The organism is Nostoc sp. JL34, from assembly GCF_017114945.1.
Classification (GTDB): Bacteria; Cyanobacteriota; Cyanobacteriia; order Cyanobacteriales; family Nostocaceae; genus Nostoc.
In genome coordinates this window covers 78,923-92,827 of record NZ_JABXKQ010000156.1, presented here as the reverse complement: position 1 = coordinate 92,827, position 13,905 = coordinate 78,923, and the positions used below count along the sequence as shown (strand labels likewise).

General features: G+C 39.6%; 14 protein-coding genes and 2 pseudogenes. 7 read left to right on the top strand and 9 right to left on the bottom strand.

Going from position 1 to position 13,905, the window contains the following annotated elements; all coding sequences use genetic code 11:
• Window positions 1-209: 209 nt before the first annotated feature.
• On the top strand, window positions 210-827 hold the full coding sequence (locus HWQ44_RS28720) for a class I SAM-dependent methyltransferase (protein ID WP_292725354.1): 618 nt from the start codon (window positions 210-212) through the stop codon (window positions 825-827).
• Between the two features lie 138 nt (window positions 828-965).
• Here the strand turns inward: HWQ44_RS28720 and HWQ44_RS28715 are convergent, their stop codons facing one another.
• Window positions 966-1,463, bottom strand: coding sequence for a GNAT family N-acetyltransferase (locus tag HWQ44_RS28715; RefSeq protein WP_292725353.1), 498 nt, complete (start codon window positions 1,461-1,463; stop codon window positions 966-968).
• A gap of 322 nt (window positions 1,464-1,785) precedes the next feature.
• On the opposite strand from HWQ44_RS28715, the gene HWQ44_RS28710 reads away from it, so the two are divergent.
• The 5 genes and pseudogenes from HWQ44_RS28710 (at window position 1,786) to HWQ44_RS28695 (ending at window position 4,555) form a co-directional block, all read left to right on the top strand.
• The gene (locus tag HWQ44_RS28710; protein WP_292725352.1) at window positions 1,786-1,986 is read left to right on the top strand and encodes a hypothetical protein; all 201 of its coding nucleotides are present in this window, start codon (window positions 1,786-1,788) and stop codon (window positions 1,984-1,986) included.
• Window positions 1,987-2,410: 424 nt separating this feature from the next.
• Window positions 2,411-2,527: a hypothetical protein gene (locus HWQ44_RS33685; protein ID WP_334852689.1), complete on the top strand. Its 117-nt coding sequence runs from the start codon at window positions 2,411-2,413 to the stop codon at window positions 2,525-2,527.
• Window positions 2,528-2,560: 33 nt separating this feature from the next.
• Window positions 2,561-2,770 (top strand): annotated as a pseudogene (locus tag HWQ44_RS28705) (ATP-binding protein); the annotation flags it as partial.
• Window positions 2,771-2,824: 54 nt separating this feature from the next.
• Window positions 2,825-3,271, top strand: coding sequence for a response regulator (locus HWQ44_RS28700; protein ID WP_292725351.1), 447 nt, complete (start codon window positions 2,825-2,827; stop codon window positions 3,269-3,271).
• Window positions 3,272-3,376: 105 nt separating this feature from the next.
• Entirely contained in the window at window positions 3,377-4,555 is a 1,179-nt protein-coding gene (locus tag HWQ44_RS28695; protein WP_292725350.1) for a hybrid sensor histidine kinase/response regulator, read from the top strand.
• 97 nt (window positions 4,556-4,652) lie between these two features.
• Here the strand turns inward: HWQ44_RS28695 and HWQ44_RS28690 are convergent.
• The 3 genes and pseudogenes from HWQ44_RS28690 to HWQ44_RS28680 form a co-directional block, all read right to left on the bottom strand.
• Window positions 4,653-5,372: pseudogene (locus HWQ44_RS28690) on the bottom strand (DUF4079 domain-containing protein).
• 416 nt (window positions 5,373-5,788) lie between these two features.
• Window positions 5,789-7,381 carry a glycosyltransferase family 39 protein gene (locus HWQ44_RS28685; RefSeq protein WP_292725349.1) on the bottom strand — a complete coding sequence of 531 codons (1,593 nt, stop codon included), beginning with the start codon at window positions 7,379-7,381 and terminating at the stop codon, window positions 5,789-5,791.
• 143 nt (window positions 7,382-7,524) lie between these two features.
• On the bottom strand, window positions 7,525-9,180 hold the full coding sequence (locus HWQ44_RS28680) for a glycosyltransferase family 39 protein (protein ID WP_292725348.1): 1,656 nt from the start codon (window positions 9,178-9,180) through the stop codon (window positions 7,525-7,527).
• Window positions 9,181-9,463: 283 nt separating this feature from the next.
• Here HWQ44_RS28680 and HWQ44_RS28675 point away from each other — a divergent pair, with 283 nt between their 5' ends.
• The gene (locus HWQ44_RS28675) at window positions 9,464-9,862 is read left to right on the top strand and encodes a RidA family protein (protein WP_292725347.1); all 399 of its coding nucleotides are present in this window, start codon (window positions 9,464-9,466) and stop codon (window positions 9,860-9,862) included.
• Between the two features lie 62 nt (window positions 9,863-9,924).
• On the opposite strand, the gene HWQ44_RS28670 is transcribed toward HWQ44_RS28675, so the two are convergent.
• The 5 genes from HWQ44_RS28670 to ndhI form a co-directional block, all read right to left on the bottom strand.
• Window positions 9,925-10,719 carry a GNAT family N-acyltransferase gene (locus HWQ44_RS28670; RefSeq protein ID WP_292725346.1) on the bottom strand — a complete coding sequence of 265 codons (795 nt, stop codon included), beginning with the start codon at window positions 10,717-10,719 and terminating at the stop codon, window positions 9,925-9,927.
• Between the two features lie 354 nt (window positions 10,720-11,073).
• Entirely contained in the window at window positions 11,074-11,994 is a 921-nt protein-coding gene (locus HWQ44_RS28665) for an NAD(+) kinase (RefSeq protein WP_292725345.1), read from the bottom strand.
• A gap of 6 nt (window positions 11,995-12,000) precedes the next feature.
• A complete protein-coding gene (gene nuoK / locus HWQ44_RS28660) occupies window positions 12,001-12,306 on the bottom strand; it encodes an NADH-quinone oxidoreductase subunit NuoK (protein WP_006199065.1) in 306 nt (101 codons plus the stop codon).
• 59 nt (window positions 12,307-12,365) lie between these two features.
• Window positions 12,366-12,983, bottom strand: a complete 618-nt coding sequence (locus HWQ44_RS28655) for an NADH-quinone oxidoreductase subunit J (RefSeq protein ID WP_292725344.1) — start codon at window positions 12,981-12,983, stop codon at window positions 12,366-12,368.
• A gap of 261 nt (window positions 12,984-13,244) precedes the next feature.
• Window positions 13,245-13,829 carry an NAD(P)H-quinone oxidoreductase subunit I gene (ndhI, locus tag HWQ44_RS28650; RefSeq protein WP_179068289.1) on the bottom strand — a complete coding sequence of 195 codons (585 nt, stop codon included), beginning with the start codon at window positions 13,827-13,829 and terminating at the stop codon, window positions 13,245-13,247.
• Window positions 13,830-13,905 lie beyond the last annotated feature (76 nt).

The following is a 13,905-nucleotide window of genomic DNA, read 5'->3' as shown; positions in this document are numbered from 1 at the left end:
AACTATAGTTAACTAATATCAAGTGCGGTTAATTACTTATGATTACCGCATCCGTGCAAAAATCAGGAAAACCTCTTTCTCCCTGCTCCCTGCCCCCTGCCCCCCTGCGGTCTAAATGATAAGTCTTTACCCGAACATGATATAACTTCTTGGAGGCGCAGCCACTTACCTTAAAAAAGCATTTAGCTTCAGGGAAACTGCGAAAACTAATGACTAATGACTTTTTTAGTAACAAAAAGTTCCTTTTTGACCGATGGGCACCAAGTTACGATTGGCTCTTTCCTTCAGTGTTTTATCGAGCCGTCCACAAACGCTTGTTGGAGTTTGTCGATTTACCAGAGCCAGCAAATGTACTCGATATAGGCTGTGGTACTGGACGCTTACTTGAGCGCCTTGCCACTCATTTTCCCGACCTACGAGCCACCGGATTGGATTTATCTGCTAATATGTTGCGGGTAGCAAGACAGAGCAACCGCCACCGTCCACGATTAATTTATATCGAGGGTAAAGCTGAGTCTCTTCCCTTTGCTGATGGTCAATTTGATGCTGTTTTCAGCACTATCAGCTTCTTACACTATTTGGAACCTAAACAGGTGGTTAGTGAGATTGCACGGGTACTTTCTCCCGGTGGACGCTTTTATTTGGTTGACATTACTTCTAAAAAAGAGACAGAACCTCAATTATTGCCAATCTCTCCCCGTGGAATTAGACTCTACAGCCCTAATCAACGTCAACTTCTTGGCTCCTCTGCTGGGTTATTGTGTTTGAACCACCACTATTTACTAGGGCCTGTCTTACTAACGATTTTTGCTAAACCTCCGATTTGAAAATAGGGAATAGGGAATGGCGGAGAGTAAAGTCTTGAAAACATTTTGTATCAAGCCTTGTTCCGCAACATATCTTAATTAAAAATTACGTAGCTTGCTTCTCGCCTTCTCTACGAGACGCTACGCGAATGGCGAGTATTACGAATTAGTCTGACCTCGATATTCCATGAACACCACAGGAACTCTCAACAGCCTTTTAGCTAATTGCGAGAATCTAAATTTACCCTTGAGCGGAGACAAGCCTTTTGTCCTGGGAAATTGTGGCAAGTCTTCAAAAGATATTGGCACAAAGTCAAAGCGACTGTAAAACTGCGCCAGTCGCTCACCTAAACATTCAAGATAAAGTGGTTGTGTTGCTGTATTAATCAAATGCTGGGTTAGCAAAGTACCCAAACCGCGACCTCTCCAAGCTGATGCGACGACCAAACTACCAAGTTCTTGTGCCCCTGAAAAATTACGTAGCTGTCCGCAAGCTACAAGATTCTGATCGCATTCAATTACCCAAAATTGCTGCCAATCTAATTGAGTGGGATCGAGTTTCGCTGAGAACACCAGCAATCTAATCGACCACTGATCCCCATAGGTTGCCTTGCGAAGGATACACCCAAATGGTAATGATAGATTGCTCTGGTTCATTAATTACACATTGATAGTTTGTATCACAATCATCACATCATATTATTCACTTAGATCATTTGCCATTTCCTGTCAACTATCAATAAAGCAATTTCAAAAGCATCTTGGACATCAAACCCCTTCCAAGTTCTCCCTTAACAACAGCAAGCGTTCTCAGGTTAGCAAATCCTATATTTATGGAATTTTGTAAGCATACATGATTAGTACTAAACAATACTTCCGATAGAGGTGAGAATCAGCCATAACTATATTCTAGATAGATACACTAACACCTCTAATCTTCTTAAGATAATCCCAAGATTAAATAAATAGGAATGTAGTCATGGCTGAAGAACAAAAACAAAAATCTGATAATCAAGAAACTACGCCCAGTTCTTCTGGCGGTTACCAAACCACCATTGAGGAAAGTACCCGCAAAACTGGCGATGCTGAAAAGAGTGATGCTAAACCGACAGCTACTCCAGAAGCACCAGGAGAGGATGGTATAGCAGGTAGCCCCAATCAAGGAACTGAGTCACGTTAATTGATTTGAACTTTGCCAAGTTTTAATCATCTCGTGGGGTATTTTATTGTAACTCTCATACAGTAAGTTTCGAGTGGATATGCGGTGTAACAGCCACAATTGTCCACTTATTTTTTTGTTTGAGAAGCTGCATCATCTTTACGTAGGTGCATTAGCGTAGCTTACCGCAGGTATCGCAATCTGAAACCCCAATGTATCTGGCAGCATAAACATAACTTTCAAGATGTATAATTTTACATCTACGTAATAACACAGTACTTCTTCAATCAAGGGTCGCCAGCCGCTATACATTCTCACGAAAAACACAGTTTACCAAGAAATTTATCAAGGGGAGAAGCAGAACGTCTATCAGGTGTTTAAAGTCATCTGACAGCTAAGTAGCGATAATCCTAGCCAACAAGAGCGGCTTGATCCACTTGAACCCCTGATTACACAGAAATTTTCCCTGCTTCAGCAATCCATCGATTTGGTTGGGCAAAAAAGTTTACATAAGTCAACTCAAATAGCGATCGCTGATCGGAGCATAGAGATCGGCGAATAATCTTCACTCAGCACTCAAAATGGCTCATCTAGGTTACAGGATAATGGCATCGGTATTAAGTCTCAATATCTTGAGCGGATTTTTGAGGTTTTCCCCCGTCTTCATACTCGTCGATAATTTCCTGGTAGAGGCATTGGTCTAGCTATCTGCAAAAAAACCGTCGAGCGGTATGGTGGTCGCATCTGGGCTAAGTCAGAACCGGGTATAGGAACAGTATTTTATCTTACCCTCAACGCAAATTAAGGTATCTTTAAATATATATACTTAACAACTGCCTAATAGCTTTCTAATAACCGCATGATTAATCATCAGGCATTACGACGCATTGAAGTTTTGCTAGTTGAAAACTCTCCTAGTGATGCTAATCTAACCATCAAAGGCTTTTTAAATGCTCAAATCGCCAATAACTTGCACTGGGTTGAAGATGGTGAAAGTGCTATGAACTACTTGCAGGAGCAAGAAGAGTTTACTAATGCTCCCCATCCAGATTTAATCTTACTCGATCTTAATCTTCCAGGAATGGATGGGCGCGAAGTGTTAACAGAAATCAAATCAGACCCAAATCTTAAGTGCATTCCTGTTGTCATAATTACTACTTCAAGTGATGAGCAGGATATCCTCCACTCTTATAATATCAGTGCTAATTGCTATGTAACAAAACCCATTGATATCTATCAGTTCATTCAGGTTGTGCAGTTGAGCAAAGATTTCTGGCTGATAGCAGTAACATCACCAGGAGAATGATGGGGTTGGAAATTTCGATTGTTGCTTACAACACTAGAGAAGTAAGCCCTGTCTGACAAATAGAAAATCAGGTGATTATCTAAAAAATTGATATAACCCTGTACTATGGAAAAGCTCACAATTCATATTCTATTGGTAGAAGATAGTGCCAGTGATGCTCATCTGCTACGCCGGATGTTTTTACATGCAGATCAAGAACCATGGCAGATGTTACATGTTGAACGGCTATCTGAGGCAATAGATGCTAGCAAGGAAAACTCTGCGTCCACTCTTGATAATTCTCAGATAGTGAGTCGAAGGCAACGCAGATTCGACCTAGTTTTGTTAGACCTCAGCCTCCCAGACTCTATTGGGCTGGACACGTTGAAAGGATTTCGGACAGCAGTACCCGATATCCCTGTTGTGGTGTTAACAGGACTTGATGATGAAGATTTAGCACTGCAAGCATTAGCAGAAGGCGCACAAGACTATTTAGTTAAAGACCAAATGACTATACAAAGGTTAGTGCGTGCCATTCGCTATGCCATTGAAAGGAGTGAAATTATCAACCAACTACGAGAGAGTGAAGAACGCACCCGTCTAGCGCTAGCAAAGGAACAGGAACTCAACGAGTTAAAGTCGAACTTTGTAGCAATGGTTTCCCACGAGTTCCGCACCCCTATGACTACGATTCGGACGGCTGTAGATATCCTTGAATACAACAGCGATAAACTAACTTATGCGCGGAGAACTAAATATTTTGATCGAATACAAAATGCTATCAACCAGATGCTTCATCTTTTAGATGAGATATTGTTCTTAAGTAAAACGGAAGCAGCCAAACTTGAATACAAACCTACATTTTTAAATTTAGAAAATTTCTGTAGCGAACTCACAGATATTCTTCAACTTAATGCAGGTAGTCAGCATAGTATTATCTTTACTTTTCAAGGGGAATCGACTCAAGCCCAAATGGATGAAGACCTACTGAATTGCATTTTAACTAATTTGATTTCCAATGCCATCAAATATTCCCCTCAAAATAGCACTATTTGGTTTGATTTGATTTGCAAAGATCGCCTTGCAACTTTCCAGGTAACAGATCGGGGGATGGGCATTCCCCTCAAAGACCAAACCCGTCTATTTCAAACTTTCTATCGCGCCAGTAATGTGGGTGTAATTCAAGGAACAGGACTAGGACTCACTATAGTTAAAAAATGTGTAGAGCTACATGGTGGTCATATTCAATTAAAAAGTGAGCAGGATGTTGGGACAACGGTAATTGTAACTCTGCCACTGCAATGATTAGGCAAGTAAATTCAAGCACTATCATAAGAGTTGGGTATTGGGCATAGGTTATTCCCATTGTCTCCCTTGTTTCCTTACCTCGCCACTCCCCAGCCTATTTTGCCACTTGTGGATTTGGCGTTGGGCAAGTTTTTTTAGCAAAATCACACTGATAAATATAGGGTTCTTGCCAACTCAGGGGAATTTCTAATAAGTCTCGTGTTCCTGTCATGCCTTGTCCAATAAATAGCAACAAAGCAATGCAGTTTAAAATCGTATGGATGGTACGCCAGCGATTTGACTTATCTTGATAAATATCTTGAACAATTGCTAATGAAAAAATCATCAGTAGTGCTGCGGCAATCCCAATATAATAATGTGACCAATACCACTCATTCGTGCGGCGATATACTCCATCTTGACAACCTATAATTACTAAACCGGCACCAGTTAAAGTTGCAAAAAGTGCCCGCCACCCCCGCTGCTTTGCCCGATAAAGAAATACTAGAGAGGCAATGGTTGCAGCAAATATTAACAGCATAAAAACAACTTGAAAAGGCGTTTTCTACCATAATTGATTTGTGATAATATTTTTGCCAATAGGGTAGCTTAATCCGATTAAAGTTAATCCGACAACTGCACTTGTTAACCTTTCACCTAACTGTTTATGTTCTGCACCCACAACTGGGGGAATTTTGCTCTTACTTCCGACTAAAGTTTGCAACCTTCGTTGGCGTGTTTGCCAAGCAAAATTAACCACTGTACCAATGAGTGGAAAGACGAATATGATTGCGATCGCTGGATGTACAAGACTAAGAAAATCTGTTAATTGCATAGAACACCTTTCAATGAATCATCGAATTCATCACAAAGGACAATTTAAAGCATCGTACCATTACTTAAATTAATTTTAGATAAGAATCTGTTTAATATTTATTTTTTTATTTTTATCTTATTTTAAGAAAGCAAATATTTGAATATCTTATAAGATATAATGATTCTAACCAACAAGGGTTTGATGTATATAATAATACATAATAGATTGTTAAGATAAAATATTATGAGAAATATTTTGTTGCATTTTTCAAAAGAATACGTCGCAAAAATCGGGTAAAATACTTTTTCTCAGAATAGTTTTAGGTTAAAAAAGACGAGCTTAAGTAAGTACTATTGAAGTAGTAAATCTAATTCGCCAAGATTTTATCAATAACTGGATAATTTCTCTTATAGCGATATATCATGTTAGTGCAATTAGTGAGGATTTTCTACTTTCCAAAGCAAGTAATGATTATCACTATATAAAATATTTGTTTTATATAGATAACTTCTTTCTATTTGCCTGCGCCAGCTATCTGAAGGATTTAGTAAAAAAATATCAGTGAGATCATCAGGAATATTAGGGATACTTTGGTCTCTTACTAATTGAAACTGTACTTTTGGCTGTAGAAGATAGCTGAGGGAAAAAACATTCCCATAATTAATACCAGAATCATTACTAATCAAAAGTGGATGAGCAACCTGATTGATAATTTTTGCAACTTGTGGATTACCATAGCTAATAACCTTACTCCACCAAGTTTCTGCCTGGGAACTCACTCCATAAGAAACTAGCCCACAAATAATAACTAGTCCTATGATTATTTGCCAGATTTTCCGGCGTACAAGACTCGCATTATGTAGCTGCGTAGCCAGTAAATAAGTAACAGCTAGCTGAATACCCAAATAAGAAGGCAATAAATAACGTTCCGAAAGTGAGCGTATACCCCCAAAAATTAAATCTGGTAGCACTAAAGGTAGTGCAGGAATCACAATCAACGTTACAATAAACAGCCAGACTTTATAGTGAGTTGTTCGGCAAATAAAATAAATAGAATATCCAACAAGTGTTAAAAAAATTGGCGTAATTACATAGCTAAACAGATTTTCAAAGCCAAAGTTTAAATCAAGAAAAATCCGGCTCAACTGTAAAAGCCAAGATTTAATTAAAATATCTAGGGGCAATTGCATCTTTGTCCAGGCTGTTGAACTGTCAAATTGCAAAAAGTTATCTATCACAACCAGCATCCAAGGTGTGAAGGCCAAAAATCCTGTTAAAGATGCTAATAGATAAGCTTTCACTGTCCGATTTAACCTAAATTTTGCAGTGGCAATTACATAAATTCCATGAGCAACTGCTACAAATCCACTCAACAAAAATGTATAAAGACTGAGCGCTAAAGTTACTGCATACATTCCCCAGGTTAATATGCGGCGTGGTGCTTTATCTTTTGATTCCAGCCGTAATGCTCGTAGCAATGAGGCGCTGCATATTAATATAGTCACTATCCAGAGAATATATTCTCGTGCTTCTTGGGCGTATACTAGGTGAATAGGGGAGATTGCCATGAGTGCGATCGCAACCTCTGATACCCACACCGATGCTTTAAATAATTCTCGACATAGCCAATAAATACTGGGAAAAATCAACAAGCTGATAAAGGCAGATAAACTTCTGATTACCGCCACCGAATTGCCAAAGATTCTCACCCAAAACCGAGCGATTACATAGTACAGTGGTGGATGCTGTGGATCTTCTGTTTCCAAAGACATAATTGTGTCATTTAAGCCTTTCTCCACATTGAGACTTTGGAATTTGGCAAAACTTTCCTTATTAATTATGCGACCATTAAATATTTGCTGCCTTACTTCATTTGCCGTATAACCAGAAATCCGCAATGAAGTGAAAGTCTCATCGTGCCAATAAACTTTGCCATCAATGTTAAAAAAGCGAAAAAATATACCCACCATTAACAGAAGGATAATGAGAAACCGCAACCTATTTGGAGCAAGTTTGAGATCCGGCATAAGTAGATTTCATAATAACTTGTTCACAATTATGCACTTTAACTAAACAACTACATGATAGTTACTCTTTGTCACCAAAAGTTATAATTCTATTCTCTTTATATGCCCATCTAACTGAGGCTTATAATATAAAGTCTATTATCCTATAAACTAGGAGATAATTTATTATTAGGTGAGATATTACGTCGGCGCAAATTACGAGTTTTAGCCAATTTCCAGATTGAATAATAGTTATCACTATAAACAATGTCTGTCTTTGATTTATACTTTTTTTCTATTGTTTCGCGCCAAGTATCTGAAGGATTAAGTAAAAACACATCAGTAAAGCTATCAGGAATTTTAGGATTTTTTTGATTATTCACCAACAGAAATCGCACTTTTGGTTCCAAAAGATAGCTTAAAGAAAAGACATTGCCATAATTATTGCCCAAAGCATCACTAATCAAAAGTGGACGAGTCGTTTGATTGATGATTTGGGCAACTTGTGGATTGCCATAGTTCATACCCTTATTCCACCAAGTTTCTGCCTGGGAACTTACCTTAGAAGAAATTAGCCCAGAAATAATCACTAATGCCATGATTATGTGCCAAATTCTCCGGCGTGACCCGTTACCATTATATACTTGTGTAGCTAGTAGATAAGCAACAGCTACTTGGATTCCTAAATAAGATGGGATTAAATATGGTTCGGTAGATGATCGTATACCTCCAGCAATAAAATCTGGCATTATTAGGGGTAGTGCTGGTACTACAATCAATGTGATGATAAAAGACCAGACTTTATAGTTAGTTGTTCGACACACAAAATAAATTGAATATCCTACCAAAGTTAAAAAAAATGGCGTAATTAAATAGCCTAGATAATTTTCTGAACTAAGGTCTATATCAAAAAATATCCGGCTTAACTGCATTAGCAAAAATGGAAATATAGGGATTAAAGATGACTGTGTGGTTGTTTTATCTGCTGAAATCAAAAATTGAAAAAAGTCACCGATCACAACTGTTATCCAAGGCATGAAGGCTAAAAAACCTACAAGTGATGCTAGCAGATAAGTTCTAACAGTTTCCGTAAACTGAAATTTGGCAGTGATTATTACATAAATTCCGTGAGCAATTGCGATAAATGCACTCCAGAGAAATGTATAAAGACTGATGGCTAAAGTTACTGCATAAATGCTCCAGATAGCGAATATATCTGGTCGTTGTCGTTCTTTTGCTAGCTCATCTTCTAGCCGTATGGCTCGCAGCAGAGATGCACTGGATAGTAATATGGTGACTAACCAAAGAATATATTCTTGTGCTTCTTGGGCGTACACTAGGTGAATTGGAGAGATGGCCATGAGTGCGATCGCAACACCAGAAACCGATAATGGCACATTAAATAATTCTCGGCATAGCCAATAAACACAAGGAAAAACCAGCAAACTGATGCAGGCAGATAAACTTCTAATCGCCGTCACGGAATTACCAAAGATTTCCATCCACAATCTGGCTATTATGTAATATAACGGTGGATGCTGAGAGTCTTGTTTTGCCAAAGACATAATTGTGTCATTTAAGCTTTTTTCTGGATTTGCACCTTGAAACTGGGCAAAACTTTCTCCACCAATGACACGATTATTAAAAAGTTGCTGTTTTGCTTCATTAATTGTGTAACCAGAAATTCGCAATAAGGCATAAGTTTCATCATGCCAGAAAACTTTACTATCAAGATTAAAAAAGCGAAACAATATACTCATTGTCAATAAAAAAATAATTAAAAATCGCAACCAACTCGGAGCAAATTTGAGATGGCGCATAAGTATTTTTCCTAAGAATTTGTCTAAAATAATCCAATCAGGCTGACTGAAACGAGGTGCGATCGCTAAAAATTATATCTGAGTTTGTTCATCAGACATAGCCAAAGTACTTTGAGTGAGAGTAATTATGATTTGAAAGATTGACAATAAATATCTCTCTTCTATTAACTCTGAAAACAGTTACACAAGGTTGTATCAAATACCGCCAAAATCACTTTGGTTATGAAACTGAGATGCAGATGTGGAGTAAAATATCATAAATTTGTAATAAATTAGGGTTACCATGCAACTCAAGCGGACATTTTCTAATGCATCTTGGGAGTCAAAAGTAGGTTACTGTCGAGGCATAAGAGTCGGAAACCACATTTATATTTCTGGTACTGCACCAGTTGATACCACAGGAGGTGTTTTTGCTCCTGGCGATGCTTATGCACAGGCAAAGCGCTGTTTTGAAATTATCCAAAAAGCTTTACAAGACTTAGATGCCGATCAAAGCAATGTTGTGCGGACTCGGATGTTCGTTACAAACATTAGCTGTTGGGCTGAATTTGGACGAGCACATCAAGAATTCTTTGGAGAAAATCCACCAGCTTCAACTATGGTAGAAGTTAAATCCTTAGTTGATCCAGGGATGTTAATTGAAGTTGAAGTTGATGCGATCGCTCCAGATTTAGAGTCATGAACATCAAATTTTAGTTCCTCTAGCTACCTGCGACTGACTGTTGTTAGCTTAAAAGAGAATTTTCACAAAATTTGGTAACGCCATCTAGCAAAGTCTTTGCTATTAGATATAGTTAAAAAATCAATAGTTTTAAACTGTGAATCAATAGCTGGAACACTGCATATTTTCGCTCCAATATTCAAGTATGCCTGTAAAATTTTAGGAATTTCTAAATTATATGAATCTGGACAATCTTGAGGTAATTCTAGATAAGATTGTGAATTTGGATAAACCAAAATACTTGGATGCATCAAGCCATTCTGCCGAAAATAATCATAAGCGCAAGTAGCTTGCCAGGGACATTGCGTTAGTAATGATGCACAGCCAAAGAAATATTGGTTTTTACTCCAGATGAGATAATTTGCCAGCCCTTCCCAGAGTAATAAAAGTGCCTGACTATTGCGATATTCTTTAGCTATACATGCACGTCCAACTTCTACTGATACTTGAAGCACAGAATTAGGAATTCCATTAAGATTAAATATATCGGCAGCATCAAAGCCCAGTCTTTGAGAAGCCATTGTATAGGTTTGCATCCGATATGTTCCAATCGTTTTACCCGTCTGCTTGGAGATCAGGATTAAATGATGGCAAATCGCATCAAACTTATCTATATCCATCTGGGTAAAGTTGGAAGTAGAGAATCCTAAGCCTAGTTCCAGATTAAAAACTTCAAAACGTAACCGAAAAATTGATTCTAATTCTTCTTCAGTTGAAGCAAGTCGTAGGATATATTTTTCAGTTTTAAGGACGGGAAAATCTTCAAGAGGGGGAAGAGGATTCAGTGGGTAATTGATGTTGCGTCCAGAAACTTCCATCTATCTTCCTACTTAGATTTGCGAAAATATCCTTCCAGGATTTAGGGGCTATACAAGTAGCTCACATTATGCATTAATGTGTCGAAGGGTGATTGAGAGGGTTTTCGATAAAAGATCCTTTAGAGAACTTTTTTACTTTCTGGGATTAGAGGTAGAGTGTTTTTATTATGGACATTAATTCCTAAAAAATCTGGCAATAAGATACAAAATTTTCCTTTGATATACGCTATAAATGCAAGTCAGTTAAAAGAATCAAAATCAGGCAGAAAGCCCCCGGATGAATCCAGGGGCTTGGATAATTTTGGTTGCGATGCCTGATCGCAATCTGCGGTAAATGCACTCTAAAATACTTAATTAATTACGGTGATTATTGCTGTAGTGAACCCTTGTACCTGCCCACAGCAACTTTTCCCGTAGCGTCTGATAGTAGGAATTGTTCTCGCGCAAAATAATAAATTTAGCCCGACAATCTGCCATCCGCACATCAACACGGTGTCCGGGCCAAATTGAAGTCCCTAAAACCCCATCTGTCCACAGCTTGGTACTCAAATCGTAATCACCCAAAGGCCAAATACTCACCACAGAACCAGGAGGTAAAACCAGGGAGCGACTAGAAAGGCTCATTGCACAAATGGGAGTGACGGTAATCGCCTCCATACCATCGTGCATAATTGGCCCATTAGCAGAAACGGTGTAACCTGTGGAACCTGTAGGAGTGGAAATAATCAACCCATCCCCGACGTATTGATCAACTACCTCACCATCGATTTCCATTTCCAGAATTGAGGTGATCATTCGGTCAGCGGAGGCGGGTTTGACACAAAATTCATTCAAAGCCAGGTAATGCTCACTCACTGGTTCTAAATTAGACCCATGACCCTCATACACCGCAGCTTGTAACATCATCCGTCGTTGGATAGCATAGCGATCCTCAAACAGCCGATCCCAAACTTTCTCTGTATCCTGAAACTCTTCCACTGACTCAGTTAAAAACCCCAGATGTCCTCCCACATTCACTCCCAGAATTGGGATACCAGCTGGGGCTAAATGTCTGGCACCAGTTAAAACAGTACCATCGCCGCCGAGTACCAAAGCGAGATCGATTGGTTGACCCGCTGAAGCCAAAAAGACTGGATAGGGGTTGTCTTTCGGCCCGCTAGGCCCCATCAACACTTGGCAATCGCGACTTTCTAGTTGTTTCGCACAGATTTCTGCCCATTGTTTACTCCGGGCATCCCGCGCTTTATAAGCAATGATTACCTGCTTGAGTTGCACGCACAATTACCATTTCAGGAGATTAAACTGCTCCATATCGACGGTATCGCGGTTGCGATAAATGGCCAGCACGATCGCTAAACCCACCGCCGCCTCGGCTGCGGCCACGGTAATCACAAATACTGTGAAAACCTGACCCTTAATTAATGTTGAGTCGAGGAAGTTGGAAAATGCCATTAAATTCAGATTAACAGCATTGAGCAGTAATTCAATTGACATCAGCACCCGCACAGCGTTGCGGCTGGTAATTAAACCGTAAATGCCGATGCAGAATAAAGCTGCTGCTAGTAACAAAAAGTACTGGAGTTGCATGAATCTAAGTATCCCTACTGGAAAAGCTGGCTGTCTATCTACGACTGAGGTTGCAAATATTACTCTTTTGTTTCGCTAGTTGTTGATACTAGTTCTCTGGGGCGTTCTTGCAAAGTCAAAACAGTCTGCCGCAGATCGGATGGTGTCAGTGGGTCTGGCAAATACTCGCGACGTGCCAAAATAATTGCTCCTACCATCGCTATCAGCAGCAAAATGGAAGCCAGTTCAAAAGGTAGTAAAAAGTCAGTGAAGAAATGCTCTCCAATCAAAATAATAGAACTTTCACCACCCACCACAGGAGCAGTTGTTGAGTAGACCCAAGGAGTAGCTAGTACCATCGTACTTAAAAGACCAAACAATCCTACACTAACTATACCTGTTAGGACTTTTCGCACCCAAGAGTTGGGAAATGCGACAAAATTCTCTCGCTTGTTCACCAACATAATGGCAAACAAAATCAACACGTTAACCGCCCCAACGTAAATTAGTATTTGTGCAGCTGCAACAAAATCAGCATTTAGCAACAGGTAGATTCCCGCTATGCTGATGAACACACCCCCCAACATAAAGGCAGAATAGACAATGTTAGAGAACAGCACCACACCAATGGCTGCCCCAATCATCATCACGCTCAGTATGCCAAGTGATACTAACTGTACTCCTTCTGCTAGATTCACTGTTTTTTGTCCTTAGTCATTGGTCATTGGTGAGCCAGTGCGGTCTTGGGGCTTTCCCCCATGAGCAACTGGCGTTAGCGAAGCGATAGCGACGCAGGAGCGTCACCCGAAGGGTCATTGATCATTAGTCATTGGTCATTAGTCATTGGTCATTAGTCATTGGTCATTTGTACTGAGCTTTGCCGTTGGTACAGCCTCTAGTAGAGAAGTATTGGTCAAATAACAAAGGACAAATGACAATGGACAAATTACAAATGACATTTATTTTTCTGTTTGTTCTACGAGGTCTTCTGGACGCGCACCCGCACGTGGCGCATCTGCGGGCAGTCCATGTGGTTCGAGGACGCCTTTGGGTAGGTAAACTAGTTCGCGCAGTGGTGTAACCATTGGATCATCTGTCACCTTATAAGGCAGACGACCTAACGCCACGTTGTCATAGTTCAATTCATGGCGATCGTAAGTAGCAAGCTCATACTCTTCTGTCATGGATAGACAGTTAGTGGGGCAAAATTCCACACAATTACCGCAAAAGATACAAACTCCAAAGTCAATGCTGTAGTGGTTGAGTTTTTTCTTTTTGCTGGCTTTGTCGAATTCCCAATCTACTACAGGCAAGTTAATTGGACAAACGCGAACACAGACTTCGCAAGCGATACACTTATCAAATTCAAAGTGAATTCTACCGCGAAACCGTTCACCAGGAATCAGTTTCTCGTAAGGGTACTGGACAGTAATTGGACGCCGCCGCATGTGATCGAAGGTGACAGAAAGCCCCTGACCAATATAACGCGCAGCTTGTACCGTTTCTTTGGCGTAATCACCAACTTGTTTTAGGAACTTGAGCATTGTGTTTCACTCTCTCTTTTTAAGCTATCAGCGTTATTTGTCCCTTGTCCTTTGTCCTTGGTCATTAGTCATTTGT